The sequence below is a fragment of the Luteimonas sp. MC1572 genome (assembly GCF_016615815.1).
Taxonomy (GTDB): domain Bacteria; phylum Pseudomonadota; class Gammaproteobacteria; order Xanthomonadales; family Xanthomonadaceae; genus Luteimonas.
In genome coordinates this window covers 2278188-2291176 of sequence record NZ_CP067112.1, presented here as the reverse complement: position 1 = coordinate 2291176, position 12989 = coordinate 2278188, and the positions used below count along the sequence as shown (strand labels likewise).

General features: G+C 69.5%; 15 protein-coding genes. 14 read left to right on the top strand and 1 reads right to left on the bottom strand.

Annotation, left to right across the window (positions count from 1 at the left end; genetic code table 11):
* The first annotated feature begins 1 nt into the window (after position 1).
* From nudE to JGR64_RS10525, 11 genes are all read left to right on the top strand, one after another.
* Positions 2-556: an ADP compounds hydrolase NudE gene (gene nudE / locus JGR64_RS10575; RefSeq protein ID WP_199373342.1), complete on the top strand. Its 555-nt coding sequence runs from the start codon at positions 2-4 to the stop codon at positions 554-556.
* Positions 543-1334 carry a 3'(2'),5'-bisphosphate nucleotidase CysQ gene (cysQ, locus tag JGR64_RS10570; protein ID WP_199373341.1) on the top strand — a complete coding sequence of 264 codons (792 nt, stop codon included), beginning with the start codon at positions 543-545 and terminating at the stop codon, positions 1332-1334. Before nudE ends, cysQ begins: the two co-directional genes overlap by 14 nt.
* 42 nt (positions 1335-1376) lie before the next feature.
* Positions 1377-2180 (top strand): nucleoside triphosphate pyrophosphohydrolase, encoded by an 804-nt coding sequence (mazG, locus tag JGR64_RS10565; RefSeq protein WP_199374286.1) that lies wholly within the window; start codon positions 1377-1379, stop codon positions 2178-2180.
* A gap of 14 nt (positions 2181-2194) precedes the next feature.
* Positions 2195-2497 carry a DUF962 domain-containing protein gene (locus tag JGR64_RS10560; protein ID WP_199373340.1) on the top strand — a complete coding sequence of 101 codons (303 nt, stop codon included), beginning with the start codon at positions 2195-2197 and terminating at the stop codon, positions 2495-2497.
* Between the two features lie 100 nt (positions 2498-2597).
* Positions 2598-3311, top strand: a complete 714-nt coding sequence (locus tag JGR64_RS10555) for a response regulator transcription factor (protein ID WP_199373339.1) — start codon at positions 2598-2600, stop codon at positions 3309-3311.
* Positions 3312-3324: 13 nt separating this feature from the next.
* The gene (locus JGR64_RS10550; RefSeq protein WP_199373338.1) at positions 3325-4620 is read left to right on the top strand and encodes a HAMP domain-containing sensor histidine kinase; all 1296 of its coding nucleotides are present in this window, start codon (positions 3325-3327) and stop codon (positions 4618-4620) included.
* Between the two features lie 96 nt (positions 4621-4716).
* Positions 4717-6237: an efflux RND transporter periplasmic adaptor subunit gene (locus JGR64_RS10545; RefSeq protein WP_199373337.1), complete on the top strand. Its 1521-nt coding sequence runs from the start codon at positions 4717-4719 to the stop codon at positions 6235-6237.
* Positions 6234-6938, top strand: coding sequence for an ABC transporter ATP-binding protein (locus JGR64_RS10540; RefSeq protein WP_199373336.1), 705 nt, complete (start codon positions 6234-6236; stop codon positions 6936-6938). Before JGR64_RS10545 ends, JGR64_RS10540 begins: the two co-directional genes overlap by 4 nt.
* A complete protein-coding gene (locus tag JGR64_RS10535; RefSeq protein WP_199373335.1) occupies positions 6935-8170 on the top strand; it encodes an ABC transporter permease in 1236 nt (411 codons plus the stop codon). The genes JGR64_RS10540 and JGR64_RS10535 overlap by 4 nt, the downstream gene beginning before the upstream one ends.
* A gap of 87 nt (positions 8171-8257) precedes the next feature.
* Complete coding sequence (locus tag JGR64_RS10530; RefSeq protein ID WP_233348225.1) at positions 8258-9232, top strand: isoaspartyl peptidase/L-asparaginase; 975 nt, start codon at positions 8258-8260, stop codon at positions 9230-9232.
* 146 nt (positions 9233-9378) lie between these two features.
* Positions 9379-10038: a LysM peptidoglycan-binding domain-containing protein gene (locus JGR64_RS10525; protein ID WP_199373333.1), complete on the top strand. Its 660-nt coding sequence runs from the start codon at positions 9379-9381 to the stop codon at positions 10036-10038.
* A 69-nt stretch (positions 10039-10107) separates the two neighbouring features.
* Here JGR64_RS10525 and JGR64_RS10520 read toward each other — a convergent pair whose 3' ends face one another.
* Positions 10108-10593 carry a hypothetical protein gene (locus tag JGR64_RS10520; protein WP_199373332.1) on the bottom strand — a complete coding sequence of 162 codons (486 nt, stop codon included), beginning with the start codon at positions 10591-10593 and terminating at the stop codon, positions 10108-10110.
* 296 nt (positions 10594-10889) lie between these two features.
* Between JGR64_RS10520 and JGR64_RS10515 the strand changes: the two genes are divergently transcribed.
* Genes JGR64_RS10515 through lgt form a run of 3 tightly spaced genes read left to right on the top strand, consistent with a single transcriptional unit; the run spans position 10890 to position 12976 of the window.
* Positions 10890-11270 carry a diacylglycerol kinase gene (locus JGR64_RS10515; protein WP_199373331.1) on the top strand — a complete coding sequence of 127 codons (381 nt, stop codon included), beginning with the start codon at positions 10890-10892 and terminating at the stop codon, positions 11268-11270.
* Between the two features lie 37 nt (positions 11271-11307).
* Positions 11308-12045 carry a TerC family protein gene (locus JGR64_RS10510; protein WP_182825101.1) on the top strand — a complete coding sequence of 246 codons (738 nt, stop codon included), beginning with the start codon at positions 11308-11310 and terminating at the stop codon, positions 12043-12045.
* Between the two features lie 7 nt (positions 12046-12052).
* A complete protein-coding gene (gene lgt / locus JGR64_RS10505; protein WP_199373330.1) occupies positions 12053-12976 on the top strand; it encodes a prolipoprotein diacylglyceryl transferase in 924 nt (307 codons plus the stop codon).
* The last annotated feature ends 13 nt before the right edge of the window (positions 12977-12989 follow it).

The following is a 12989-nucleotide window of genomic DNA, read 5'->3' as shown; positions in this document are numbered from 1 at the left end:
GATGAGCCGCCGGCTGCCGATCATCCACGGCATCACCGAGAGCGATGCCGGCCCGTACCGCCTCGAGCACATGGACATCGAGTTCGGCAACGGCGAGCGCCGCCGCTACGAGCGCCTGCATGGCCGCGGCCATGGCGCGGTGGTGGTGGTGCCGATGCTCGACGCCGACACCGTGCTGCTGGTGCGCGAGTACGCCGCCGGCGTGCACCGCTACGAACTGGGCCTGGTCAAGGGCCGGATCGACGCCGGTGAAACGCCCGTCGAGGCCGCCAACCGCGAGCTCAAGGAGGAAGCCGGCTACGGCGCGGAGCGCATCGACGTATTGCGTGCGCTGACCCTGGCGCCGACCTACATGAGCCACCAGACGCACCTCGTGCTGGCGCGCGACCTGTATCCCGAGCGCCTGCCCGGCGACGAGCCCGAGGAGCTCGAGGTCGTGCCGTGGCGCTTCGACCGCCTGCACGAGCTGATCCTGCGCGAGGACTTCTCCGAAGGCCGCTCGATCGCCGCGCTGTTCATCGTCCGCGACTGGCTGGCGCACCATGCCGCTGGCTGAGGGCGTGCGCGCCGGCGTGCTGGCCGTCGCGCGCGATGCCGCGGCCGCGATCATGGCGGTGTACGCCGGCGAGTTCGCGGTCGAGCACAAGGCCGACGCCAGCCCGCTGACCGCCGCCGACATGGCCGCGCACCGCTGCATCGTCGCGGGCCTTGCCGCGTTGACGCCCGACATTCCCGTGCTGTCGGAAGAGTCGGCGCAGGTGCCGCCGGCCACCCGCCACGGCTGGCGCACGTTCTGGCTGGTCGATCCGCTCGACGGCACGCGCGAGTTCATCAAGCGCAATGGCGAGTTCACCGTCAACATCGCGCTGGTCGATGACGGCGTGCCGGTGTTCGGCGTGATCCAGGCACCGGTGACCGGCGTGCTCTGGCACGGCACGCCTGGCGTGGGCGCGTGGCGTTGCGACGCCGACGGCGAGCGCGCGATCCAGACGCGGCGCCCGGCCACGATGCCGTTGACGGTCGCCGCCAGCCGCTCGCACCTCGACACGCGCACCGCCGCGCTGATGGCGCGCATCGGCGAACACGCCACCATCGGCCTCGGCTCGTCGCTGAAGTTCTGCCTGCTGGCCGAAGGCGGCATGGATGCGTATCCGCGCTTCGGCCCGACCAGCGAGTGGGATACCGCAGCAGGCCAGGCCATCCTCGAAGCCGCCGGCGGCTGCGTGCTCGATCCGCGCGGCCGTCCTTTCCGCTACAACCAGCGCGACACCCTGCTCAACGGCGACTTCATCGCGCTCGGCGATCCGCAGCTGCCCTGGCGCGACTGGATCTAGGCGCGTGCCCAGGAGCAACACGTGAACGGACAACTCGACCCCATGCAGCGGTTGCTGGCGATCATGGCGCGGCTGCGCGATCCCGATGGCGGCTGTCCGTGGGACCTGGAGCAGGACTTCGCGAGCATCGCGCCGTACACGATCGAGGAGGCGTACGAGGTCGCCGACGCGATCGACCGCGGCGACCTGCCAGCGCTGTGCGAGGAGCTCGGTGACCTGCTGCTGCAGGTGGTGTTCCATGCGCAGATGGCGGCGGAGCAGGGTGCGTTCGCCTTCGGCGACGTCGCCAACGCGATCGCCGACAAGATGGAGCGCCGCCACCCGCACGTGTTCGGCGATGCCAGCCAGGACGATGCCGAAGGCGTGCTGCGCGAGTGGGACGCCATCAAGCGCGCCGAGCGCGCGGCCGCCGGCGATGCCGACACCTCGGCGCTCGCCGGCATAGCCCGCGGCCTGCCGGAGTGGCAGCGCGCAACCAAGCTGCAGCACCGCGCGGCGCGGGTCGGTTTCGATTGGCCCGGGCCGGCACCGGTGTTCGCCAAGCTCGAGGAAGAGCTTGCGGAAGTGCGCGTCGAGTTCGACGCGGTGGCGGGCGATGCGGATGACGCCGCGGCCCGCGATCGCCTGGAAGCGGAGATCGGCGACCTGCTGTTCGTCGCGGCCAATCTCGCCCGCCACGCAAAGGTCGATGTCGGATCCGCGCTGCGCCGCGCCAACCACAAGTTCGAGCGCCGCTTCCGCAGCATGGAGGCGATGGCCGCATCGGACGGCACCGGCTTGCAGTGCCTGTCGCTGGAAGAGCAGGATCGCTACTGGGATCTCGCCAAGGCGCGCGAGAGCAACTGAGGACGGGGGCCGGAATGTCGCGCTTCACCAGTTTCCGCGAGTTCTATCCGTTCTACCTGTCCGAGCACGCCAACCGCACCTCGCGACGGCTCCACTTCGCGGGCAGCTGCGGTGCGCTGGCCTGTGTCGCCATGGCGATGGTCCGTGGCAACGCCTGGTGGGTACTGGCCGCCCTGGCCTGCGGCTACGGGTTCGCCTGGGTGGGGCACTATGTCTTCGAGAAGAACCGCCCGGCCACATTCCGCCACCCGCTGTACTCGTTCGCCGGCGACTGGGTGATGTTCAAGGACATCCTGACCGGCCGGATTCCGTTCTGACCCGGCTTTTTTACGATATTTCTCCGGGCCTTCACGGCGCGTAGACCTGCCACACGGCAGCCTTTCACAAAGCTGAAGACTGCCTTGGAGTGGAGCACATATGCGCGGATCGCAGGAGCCGGGTGGACTTGTCCTGATCGTCGAGGACAACCGCAATATTTCGGAAATGGTCGGTGAGTACCTGGAGGGGAAGGGGTTCGAGGTCGATTACGCCGCCGATGGCCTGGACGGTTACCGCTTGGCCGCGGAGAACAACTACGACGTGGTGGTGCTGGACCTGATGCTGCCGCGGCTTGACGGCATCGAAGTCTGCAAGCGCCTGCGCGAGGAAGCCCGCAAGTCCACGCCGGTGCTGATGCTGACCGCGCGCGACACGCTGGACGAAAAGCTCACCGGCCTGGGTGCCGGCGCCGACGACTACCTCACCAAGCCGTTCGCGATCCAGGAGCTCGAGGCGCGCCTGCGTGCCCTGATCCGTCGCGAGCGGCGCCAGGTGGGGTCGGAGGTGCTGAAGGTCGCCGACCTGGTCCTCGACCCGGCGAGCCTCCGCGCCACGCGCGGCGGCAGCGAACTGCAGCTGTCGCCGATCGGGCTGAAGCTCCTCACCATCCTGATGCGTGAGTCGCCGCGGGTGGTCAACCGCCAGGAGATCGAGCGCGAGATCTGGGGCAACAGCCTGCCCGATTCGGACACGCTGCGCAGCCATCTCTACAACCTGCGCAAGACCATCGACAAGCCGTTCGACAAGCCGCTGCTGCATACCGTGCAGAGCGCCGGCTATCGCATCGCGGACATCGAACAGCCCCCGGCCTGACGGTTCCACGTTGATGCCACAGGGGTTGCCGCACAAGCTGCGTCGCGTGTTCATCGTCCAGGCGGTACTCGCGGTGTTCGCGGTCGTGGTCGTGCTGTACGGGTCGGGGTCGCTGGCGCGGGACTGGATGACCGCCGAGCGCATCCGCGCCGAGGCGCGCGCGTTCTGGGACGGGCGCGCCAACGATCCCGCGCACCCGGTCCCCGGTACGGCGACGGTGCATGCGTGGTTCGTGCCGGCTTCCGGGGGCGGGAGTCGGGCGGTGCCCGACAGTTACGCCAGTCTGGCGCCGGGTCTGCACGACCTGCGCATCGCCGGCGTGCGCCAACGCCTGTTGATCGATGAACGCCGCGACGGTCGGCTGTACATCACCATGTCGTTCGCGCTCGTCGACCGGGTGGCCACCTGGACGCTTTTCATCGCGGTGCTGCTGGCATCGCTGGCGATTGCCGCGGTGAGCTGGCTGAGCTACCGCATCGCCAGGCAGATGGTGCTGCCGGTCACACAGATGGCGGGCGAGGTGGCGCGATGGGATCCGCGCGCGCCGGATCTCGACGCCATCGATCCCGGCCAACTCACGGGCGAGGCCGGGCGCGAGGTGCGGCTGCTCGGCGATGCGCTGCGCGGCCTGACGGAGCGCACCCAGGCGTTCATGCGCCGCGAGCGTGACTTCACGCGCGAGGCGAGCCACGAACTGCGCACGCCGTTGGCGGTGGTCCGCGTTGCCGCCGACATGCTGCGCGGCGATCCGGAAACGCCCCCGCGCATGCAGCGTTCGCTCAACCGGATCCAGCTTGCCGCGCGCGAGATGGAAGGCGTGCTTGATGCGTTCCTGATCCTGGCGCGGGAAGACGTGCCGGGCCCCGACGAGGAGTTCGAGTTGCTCCCGATGGTTTCCCTTGCGGTCGAGGGTGCGCGGGAAATGCTCACCGACAAGCCCGGCGTGGTGATGTCGCTGCACGAAGAGGCCGCGCCGCGACTGCGCGGATCGTCGCGCGCGATGGCGGTGATGGTTGGCAACCTGCTGCGCAACGCCTGCTTCTTCACCGAATCCGGGCGCATCGACGTGGTCGTGCGGCGCAATCGCCTCGAGATCACCGACACCGGTATCGGCATGGATGACGAGGTGCTGGAGCGCGTGTTCGAGCCCTTCTACCGCGCCGACCAGTACGTCGGCGGCAAGGGCATGGGCCTGGCGATCGCGCGCCAGCTGAGCGAGCGCGCAGGCTGGCCGATGCGCATCGACAGCGTTGCGGGGCAGGGCACCACGGTGACTATCGAATTCGCGGCGGCGCGGGCGAAACACTGATCCGGTTGCGTGCGTTGCGTGCGTTGCGCGCACGCGGTCAACGCAGGTCGCGATGATGCGTTAGCCTCCCGACCCCAGCCAGCAGCCACAGACCGCATGAGCACACGATCCAAGCCCGCCAGGCGTCGCGCCCGGCCGTACATCCTTGTCGCCGTTGCGATCGCTGCGCTTGCCGCGGCTGGCGCGTGGTGGAGCGGCACGCGCGGTGCCAGCGAGGAAGGCGCGTACCGCACCACCGAGGTCCAGCGTGGCGACATCCGCATGGCGATTTCCGCCACCGGCACGCTCAGCGCCATTTCCACCGTGGTGGTGGGCAGCCAGATCTCCGGCCAGGTGACCGAAGTGCTGGTCGACTTCAACGACAAGGTGGAAAGCGGGCAGGTGCTCGCGCGCATCGATCCAAGCAGCTACCAGGCGCAGATCGAACAGGGGTCGGCGCAGATCGCCAGCGCCCGCGCGTCGCTCAGCCAGGCGCAGGCGACGCTGCGCAACGCCGAACTCGACTATCGCCGCAAGGCGGAACTTGGCGACCGCCAGCTGGTGGCGCGCAGCGACATCGATCTTGCGCGCGCGGCGCGCGAGCAGGCGCAGGCGCAGGTGCGCTCGGCACAGGCGCAGATCCAGCAGCAAACCGCCGCCACCCGCACCACGCGCATCAACCTCGACCGCACGGTGATCCGTTCGCCGGTCGACGGCGTGGTGCTGACGCGCACCATCGAGGCCGGCCAGACCGTGGCCGCCAGCCTGCAGGCACCGGAGCTGTTCACCATCGCCGAGGACCTGTCGAAGATGAAGATCGAGCTGGCGGTCGACGAGGCAGATATCGGCCAGGTCAAGGCCGGCCAAGGCGTGAGTTTCACCGCTGACGCATTCGCCGATCGCCAGTTCCGCGGCGTTGTGGAGCAGGTGCGCCTGGCCGCGACCAACACCAGCAACGTGGTGACCTATCCGGTGGTGGTGACCGTGGACAACAGCGACGGCACCCTGCTGCCGGGCCTGACCGTCAACGCCGAGATCGAGGTCAACCGCCGCGATGACGTGCTCAAGGTGTCCAACGCCGCGCTGCGCTACAAGCCCACCGGCGCCGAGGGTGCAGCAGCCGCCATGCCGCCGGGCGGGGCACGCAACGGTGTCTCCGCGGACCTCGCGCGGGTAACTGCTGACCTGGGCCTGGCCCCGGCGCAGCAGGCGGCATTCGACCAAGCGCTTGCGGCGGTTCAGGCGCGCCAGGTCGCACGCCAGGCCGCGCCGCGGCCCGGTGCCGCCGGCGCGGGTGGTGGCCAGGGGGGCGGCCAGGGCGGCGGCCCGCGGATGGTCGTGATGTCCGCCGGCGGCGCCGCGGGTGCGGCCTCGCAGATGCGCCAGCGCATGCTGCAGCGCTTCCGCGAGGATTTCGCAGGCTTCCGTGGCAGCCTCGATGAAAGCCAGGCGGCCAGGTGGGATGCCGCGCTCTCCTCGCTGGTCGGCGCCACGCGCGCCACCGTATACAAGCTCGTCGACGGCAGCCCGCAGCCCGTGCTGGTGCGCGTCGGCGCCAGCGACGGCACCGACACCGAGCTGTCGGGTGCGCTCGAAGCCGGCGACCTGCTGGTGACCGGCGAGCGCCCCGCGAAATGACCACCCGCGTCCCGGTGATCGAGACCCGCGGCCTGGGCAAGGTGTACTCGCCCGGCAGCGAAGCCGAGGTGGTCGCGCTCAAGGCGGTCGACCTGCGCATCGAGCGCGGCGACTTCATCGCGATCATGGGGCCGTCCGGCTCGGGGAAGTCGACGCTGATGAACCTGATCGGTTGCCTGGACAAGCCCAGCGCCGGCAGCTACCTCTGCGACGGCGTGGACGTGTCCGCGCTGGACGCCGAGGAGCTCGCGATCCTGCGCCGCGACAAAATCGGCTTCGTGTTCCAGGGCTTCCACCTGCTGCCGCGCATGACCGCGCTGGAGAACGTGGAAATGCCGCTCGGCTACGCCCGCATCCCGCCGGCGGAGCGACAGGAGAGAGCCCGCGAGGCGCTGGCCGCGGTGGGGCTTGGCGAACGCGGCGGGCATCGCCCGAATGAACTCTCCGGCGGCCAGCAGCAGCGCGTGGCGATCGCGCGCGCGCTGATCAACCGGCCGCCGATCCTGCTGGCCGACGAACCCACCGGTGCGCTCGACTCGAAGACCGGCGAGGAGATCCTGACGCTGTTCAAGCGCCTGCGCGACGACGGCCACACCGTGATCCTGATCACCCACGACGCCGAAGTCGCCGCCCATGCCGATCGCATCTGCGTGATGCGCGACGGCGAGCTGCACCCGGAACACGCCGAGGCGACGCCATGAAGTTCAGCGACATCCTGCGCACCGCCATCCACGCGCTGCGCGGCAACTGGATGCGCAGCGTGCTGACCTCGCTGGGCGTGATCATCGGCATCGCGGCGGTGATCGTGATGGTGTCGGTCGGCCAGGGCACGCAGGCCGAGATCGACAAGATGGTCTCCGGCCTTGGTTCGCAACGGCTGGACATCTCGCCGGGGGCGGGCCGTGGCCAAGGCGGCGCACGCATGAGCGCCAGCAGTTTCTACACGCTCACCGAAGGCGACGTGGACGCGATCCGCCAGGAAATTCCCGAGGTGCAGTACGTCGCTGGCGCGCTGCGCGGCGGCACCCAGGTGGTGTATGCCGAGAACAACTGGTCGACCAGCTGGCAGGGCGTGCAGCCGGACTTCTTCGACATCAACGGCTGGACCATCGCCGAGGGCGAGGCCTTCGACGCCCAGGACTACAGCGCCGCCGCCAAGGGCGTGATCCTCGGCGATACCGTGCGGCGCGAACTGTTCGGCGAGGACTCCGGCGTCGGCCAGACCATCCGCATCGGCCGTGTGCCGTTCGTGGTCACCGGCACCCTGGCGCCGAAGGGGCAGGGCGGCTTCGGCCAGGACCAGGACGACGTGATGATGGTGCCGCTGCAGACCGCGCGGCGCCGCCTGCTTGGCGCCATGGGCCTGCCACCGGGAGCGGTGATGCAGGTCGCGCTCACCGTGGCCGACGCCGACGACCTCGGCTACGCGCAGGGCGAGGTGGAAGCCCTGCTGCGCCAGCGCCATCGCATAGGCCCCGGCAAGGACGATGATTTCAGCGTGCGCAACATCAGCGAGATCGTCGCCACGCGCACCGCCACCACGCGGCTGATGTCGCTGTTGCTGGGTGCGGTGGCCAGCATCTCGCTGATCGTCGGCGGCATCGGGATCATGAACATCATGCTGGTGTCGGTGACCGAGCGCATCCGCGAGATAGGCCTGCGCATGGCGGTCGGCGCCGGGCCCACCGACGTGCGCCGGCAGTTCCTCGCCGAGGCGATGCTGCTGTCGCTGATCGGCGGTGCGCTCGGCATCGTGATCGGCATCGCGGGCGCGCTGCTGGTGGCCCGGTTCGGCGACCTGCCGGTGGCGCTCAACGGCCAGGTGATCGCGCTGGCCGCGGGGTTCTCGATCGCGACCGGCCTGTTCTTCGGTTATTACCCGGCGCGCAAGGCATCGCAGCTGGACCCGATCGAGGCGTTGCGCTCGCAGTAGCGCGCGCTGTCGTCGGCTATCCTTGTGGCCCGCCCACGGGGATCCGCCATGCGCCTGATCGCCCTCCTGCTGACGACCACGCTCGCCATGACCAGCCCTGCCCATGCCAACGACCGCCCCACCGCCCTGGTGATCCACGGTGGTGCCGGCGTCATCGAACGCGATGCGCTGGATGCCGGCGAGGAGCGGGCGATCCGCGCCGATCTGGATCGTGCGCTCGACGCCGGACACGCCGTGCTCGCCCGCGGTGGCAGCGCGCTCGACGCGGCCGAGGCCGCCGTGCGCGCGCTGGAGGAATCGCCTCGCTTCAACGCCGGCAAGGGTGCGGTGTTCAACGCCGAGGAACGCCATGAGCTGGACGCTTCGGTGATGGAAGGCCACACCCGCCGTGCGGGCGCGGTGGCCGGCGTGACCACGGTGCGCAACCCCGTGCGCCTTGCGCGCGCGGTGATGGAACATTCGCCGCACGTCATGCTCATCGGCGACGGCGCGGAAGCGTTCGCCGATACCCGGCCTGAACTCGACCGGGTCGACAACCGATGGTTCGATACCGACCACCGCCGCGAGCAGCTCGAGCAGGCGCAGGCGCGCGAGGCGGCGGCACGCCAGTCCGGCGCCGCCGATCCGGCGGACCTGAAGGGCACGTACTTCGGCACGGTCGGCGCGGTGGCGCTCGATGCGCACGGCCACATCGCCGCCGCCACCTCGACCGGTGGCATGACCAACAAACGCTGGGGCCGCGTCGGCGATTCGCCGGTGATCGGCGCGGGCACCTGGGCCGACGATCGCTGCGGCGTGTCCGGCACCGGTTGGGGCGAGTTCTTCATCCGCGCTGCCGTGGCGCACGACATCTGCGCGCGCGTCGCCTACCGCGGCGACAGCCTGCAGGCGGCGGCCGACGAAGTGCTGATGAACGTGGTGCCTGGCCTCGGCGGCGACGGTGGGGCGATCGCGCTCGATGCCGACGGCAACATCGCCATGCCGTTCAACACGTCAGGCATGTATCGGGGCTGGGTCAAGCCCGACGGTTCGCGCGGCACGGCGATCTTCCGCGAGGAGTAGGCCGCGGCGCCGGGCAGCCGGTAGCCGTGCGTGCTACCTCGGGTAAACCCGATAGGGGCCGCCCCCGGGTTGTGGCTGGTGGTCCCCGCACCGAGACTCCGTTGCGTAGACCACGCAGCCGCGCAGACCGCGGAACGGAGACGCCAATGACCGCCATCGGCAGCAGCCACCACATCGTCAGCGGCGACACGCTGTCGCATATCGCGCAGCGCTACGGCACCAGCGTCGACGCGCTGATGGCGAGCAACGCGCAGATCAAGGATGCCGACCTGATCTACGCCGGCGATACGCTGAACATTCCGGGCGCGGGGGGCAATGGGGGAGGGAGCGGCGGCTCGGGCGGGGTGGCCGGTACTCAGGACGTGGGCGGGTCGTCCAGGGTGGGCGGCAACAATGCCGCGGCGATCGCCGAGCAGTTCATCGGTCGCAACGCCGGCGAGCTCAAGCACAGCAGCGAGCTGCCGATGCAGAGCTGGGTGCCGAACAACGTCAACTGCGCGAATTTCGTGTCCGCCTGCCTGCAGAAGGCCGGGCTGATCGATGCCAGCCAGGCCAGTGCGTCGGTCAACACGCTGGCGAACAACCTGAAGTCCGATGGTTGGCAGACGGTGTCGCTGGCCAATGCGCGTCCGGGCGACGTGGTGCTGATGCAGCGCAACGGCCAGTCGCACGTGGTGTTGTTTGCAGGCATGGAGAACGGCAGGCCGACCTTCATCGGCTCGAACAACGTCAATGCAGACGGCTCGCAGCGCATCAGCTGGGGCGGAGCCTCCGGCAACTACGAGATCATCAGCCCGAGGGGCTGATTCGGGCCGCGGTACGGGAAAGCAAAAGGCCGGGCATTGCCCGGCCTTTCCGTCATTGCCGGCGTCGGCTCAGAAGCCGAACAGCGCGCGCGGGGCGGCGTGTTCCTGCGGCCAGTCGAGCCAGACGACGTCACCCGGGCCGATCGCGTAATCGAGCACCGTCCAGCTGCCGGCGGGGAAACCAGCGTCATCGTCGCCATCACCGGCCTGGTCGCGCGCCGCTGCCGCGGCGGGCGCTGCCGCCGCGGCCTGGTTGGCGCCATCCGCATCCGGTTCGCGGCGCAGCAGCGCGACGTAGACATCGGACATGCCACCCTGCGCTGCGGCTTCCGCGAACGGCGTGCCCTGGTAATCAACGCGCCCGCCGCCCGCGGCGCGCATGGTGCCGAGCACGAACGCCCAGTTGCCGAGGCGGTCGAGGCGCTCGACCTGCAAGGACACGCCGTCGCCCAGGCGGGCGTGCAACGGCGCACTGGCGGCTTCGAGCAACAGCGCATAGCCGGTGTCACCGGAGTGCATCTGCCGGGGCGCGGCCTGTGCGAAAGCTGGGTTCATGGTGGCTCCCATTGCGAGTGCGATGAACGGTCCGAGGATAGCAGCGTGCCGGTGCATGCGTGTTCCCGATACGGTGAGTGCGGATGCTCTCAGCCCAGGCCTGCGCGCGGAGTGAACGCGCACGCATTTCCATGGGCAAACAGACGGCCACGGCGGGCGCGCTGCCGGGGGCCGGAGTTGCCGCGCCGCGGCCCCGACGCGCCAACCTGAAGCCGATCAGGCCCCGGAACCGCCCTTGTGGCAAAATTGCCACCTTCTGGTCGGACGCGGCAGCGAATCAGCATGCAGTTCCTGTGATGGCCGACGAAACCGGACACATGCCCAGGGGGCCTGCGCGGATGCTCAAGGCCGCGGGCTGGTCGATGCAGGGCCTGCGCGCGGCGTGGCTGCACGAGTCTTCGTTCCGGCTCGAGGTGTTGCTGTTCGTCGTGCTGGCACCGCTGGGCCTGTGGCTGGGCGAGGGTGGCGTGGAGCGCGCCCTGCTGGTCGGCTCGTTGCTGCTGGTGCTGTCGGCTGAGCTGCTGAATTCCGCGATCGAAGCGGTCATCGCCCGCTATGGCGATGAACACCATGAACTGGCCGGACGCGCCAAGGACATGGGCTCCGCCGCGGTGTTCGTGCTGATGCTCAACGTGCTGCTGGTCTGGGGCGCACTGCTGTTGCCGCGCCTGGCGTGACGCAGCTCCAAATGAATTTCCCAAGGATATGCAAGCAATGATGGAATTGATCTCCGACCCGCAGGTCTGGATCCTGCTGGTCACGCTGGCCACGATCGAGATCGTGCTCGGCATCGACAACCTGGTGTTCATCTCGATCGCCGTGAGCCGCCTGCCGGCCGAGAAACGCGAGTTCGCCCGCAAGTTCGGCATCGCCGTGGCCTGCATCACCCGCATCGGCCTGCTGCTCACGCTGGCGTGGCTGGCGGGACTGACCAGTGACCTGTTCACGGTGTTCGGTCAGGGCGTTTCAGTGCGCGACCTGGTACTGATCCTTGGCGGCCTGTTCCTCATCGTGAAGGGCGCGATGGAGATCCGCGAGCTGGTCGCCGGTGCGCACGAGGACGCCAGCGGCGCCGGCAAGGCGGCGACGTCGTTCGCGATGGTGATCGCGCAGATCGCGGTCATCGACATCGTGTTCTCGCTGGACTCGGTGATCGCGGCGGTCGGCATGGCCGGCGACTACGTGCCGGTGATGGTGATCGCGATCCTGATCGCGGTAGGCGTGATGCTGCTTGCGGCGCGCCCGCTGGGCACGTTCATCGACAACAACCCGACCATCAAGATGCTGGCGCTGGCGTTCATCGTGCTGATCGGTGCGTACCTGGTCGCCGAGGGCTTCGAGCTGCACATTCCGCGTGGCTACATCTACGGCGCGATGGGCTTCTCCGCGTTCGTGGAGCTGCTGAACCTGTGGGCCAAGCGCCGCGCGCTGCGCCACGTGGCTCCGGACTGACCACGGCATGACCTACCTGCACCTGATCGATCCGATCGCGCTCCAGTCCCCGGCGTTCGCGCTGTTCGGGCGGACGTTCCAGCCGGCGGTGCACTGGTACGGGGTGATGTACCTGCTGGCGTTCGCCAGCGCGTGGTGGCTGGGGCGTTCGCGCATCCGTGCCGGGCGCCTGCCCGGCGTGGACGACGCCGGCTTCGGCGACCTGATGTTCTACGGCATGCTCGGCGTGGTGCTGGGTGGCCGCATCGGCTACGTGCTGTTCTATGCGTTCGGCGACCTGCTGGCCGACCCGCTGATGCTGTTCAAGGTCTGGGATGGCGGCATGAGCTTCCACGGCGGCCTGCTCGGCGTGCTGGTGGCGATCTGGCTGTGGTCGCGGGCGCGCCGCCTGCATGTGTTCGACAGCATGGACTTCGTGGCGCCGCTGGTGCCGCTGGGCCTGGGCTTCGGCCGTATCGGCAACTGGATCGGTGGCGAGCTCTGGGGCAAGCCGACCGAAGCCGGCTGGGGCGTCGTGTTCCGCAATGCGCTGCCGCCGGACCTGGCCGGCCTGCCGGAGGCCGCGCTGCGCGCACAGTTCCAGGCGGGCGAACTGGCGCAATACGCGCGCCATCCTTCGCAGCTCTACCAGGCATTCCTCGAGGGCGTGGTGATGTTCGCGGCGCTGTGGTGGTTCTCGCGCCGGCCGCGCCCGCGCTACGCGGTTGCCGGCATGTTCGCGCTGCTCTACGGCGCGTTCCGCTTCCTGGTGGAGTTCGTGCGCGAGCCCGACGCCCACCTCGGCTATCTCGCCTTCGGCTGGCTGACCATGGGCCAGGTGCTGAGCCTGCCGCTGGTCCTGGTGGGCCTGTACTGGCTGTGGCTGGCGCGGCGCTCGCCGACCCTGCAGCCCGTGCCCCCGACCGCTTCCGGCCCCAGCACCACCGACTGACGAGCTCGCGACG

What these genes read in the sequence shown, in the direction of transcription:
- mazG (WP_199374286.1), top strand. Translation starts at nt 1,377, where the DNA reads ATGCAGCGGTTGCTGGCGATCATGGCGCGGCTGCGCGATCCCGATGGC.
- lgt (WP_199373330.1), top strand. Translation starts at nt 12,053, where the DNA reads ATGACCTACCTGCACCTGATCGATCCGATCGCGCTCCAGTCCCCGGCG.
- JGR64_RS10540 (WP_199373336.1), top strand. Translation starts at nt 6,234, where the DNA reads ATGACCACCCGCGTCCCGGTGATCGAGACCCGCGGCCTGGGCAAGGTG.
- JGR64_RS10525 (WP_199373333.1), top strand. Translation starts at nt 9,379, where the DNA reads ATGACCGCCATCGGCAGCAGCCACCACATCGTCAGCGGCGACACGCTG.
- JGR64_RS10555 (WP_199373339.1), top strand. Translation starts at nt 2,598, where the DNA reads ATGCGCGGATCGCAGGAGCCGGGTGGACTTGTCCTGATCGTCGAGGAC.
- cysQ (WP_199373341.1), top strand. Translation starts at nt 543, where the DNA reads ATGCCGCTGGCTGAGGGCGTGCGCGCCGGCGTGCTGGCCGTCGCGCGC.
- JGR64_RS10545 (WP_199373337.1), top strand. Translation starts at nt 4,717, where the DNA reads ATGAGCACACGATCCAAGCCCGCCAGGCGTCGCGCCCGGCCGTACATC.
- JGR64_RS10520 (WP_199373332.1), bottom strand. Translation starts at nt 10,593, where the DNA reads ATGAACCCAGCTTTCGCACAGGCCGCGCCCCGGCAGATGCACTCCGGT.
- JGR64_RS10550 (WP_199373338.1), top strand. Translation starts at nt 3,325, where the DNA reads ATGCCACAGGGGTTGCCGCACAAGCTGCGTCGCGTGTTCATCGTCCAG.
- nudE (WP_199373342.1), top strand. Translation starts at nt 2, where the DNA reads ATGAGCCGCCGGCTGCCGATCATCCACGGCATCACCGAGAGCGATGCC.
- JGR64_RS10515 (WP_199373331.1), top strand. Translation starts at nt 10,890, where the DNA reads ATGGCCGACGAAACCGGACACATGCCCAGGGGGCCTGCGCGGATGCTC.
- JGR64_RS10535 (WP_199373335.1), top strand. Translation starts at nt 6,935, where the DNA reads ATGAAGTTCAGCGACATCCTGCGCACCGCCATCCACGCGCTGCGCGGC.
- JGR64_RS10530 (WP_233348225.1), top strand. Translation starts at nt 8,258, where the DNA reads ATGACCAGCCCTGCCCATGCCAACGACCGCCCCACCGCCCTGGTGATC.
- JGR64_RS10510 (WP_182825101.1), top strand. Translation starts at nt 11,308, where the DNA reads ATGATGGAATTGATCTCCGACCCGCAGGTCTGGATCCTGCTGGTCACG.
- JGR64_RS10560 (WP_199373340.1), top strand. Translation starts at nt 2,195, where the DNA reads ATGTCGCGCTTCACCAGTTTCCGCGAGTTCTATCCGTTCTACCTGTCC.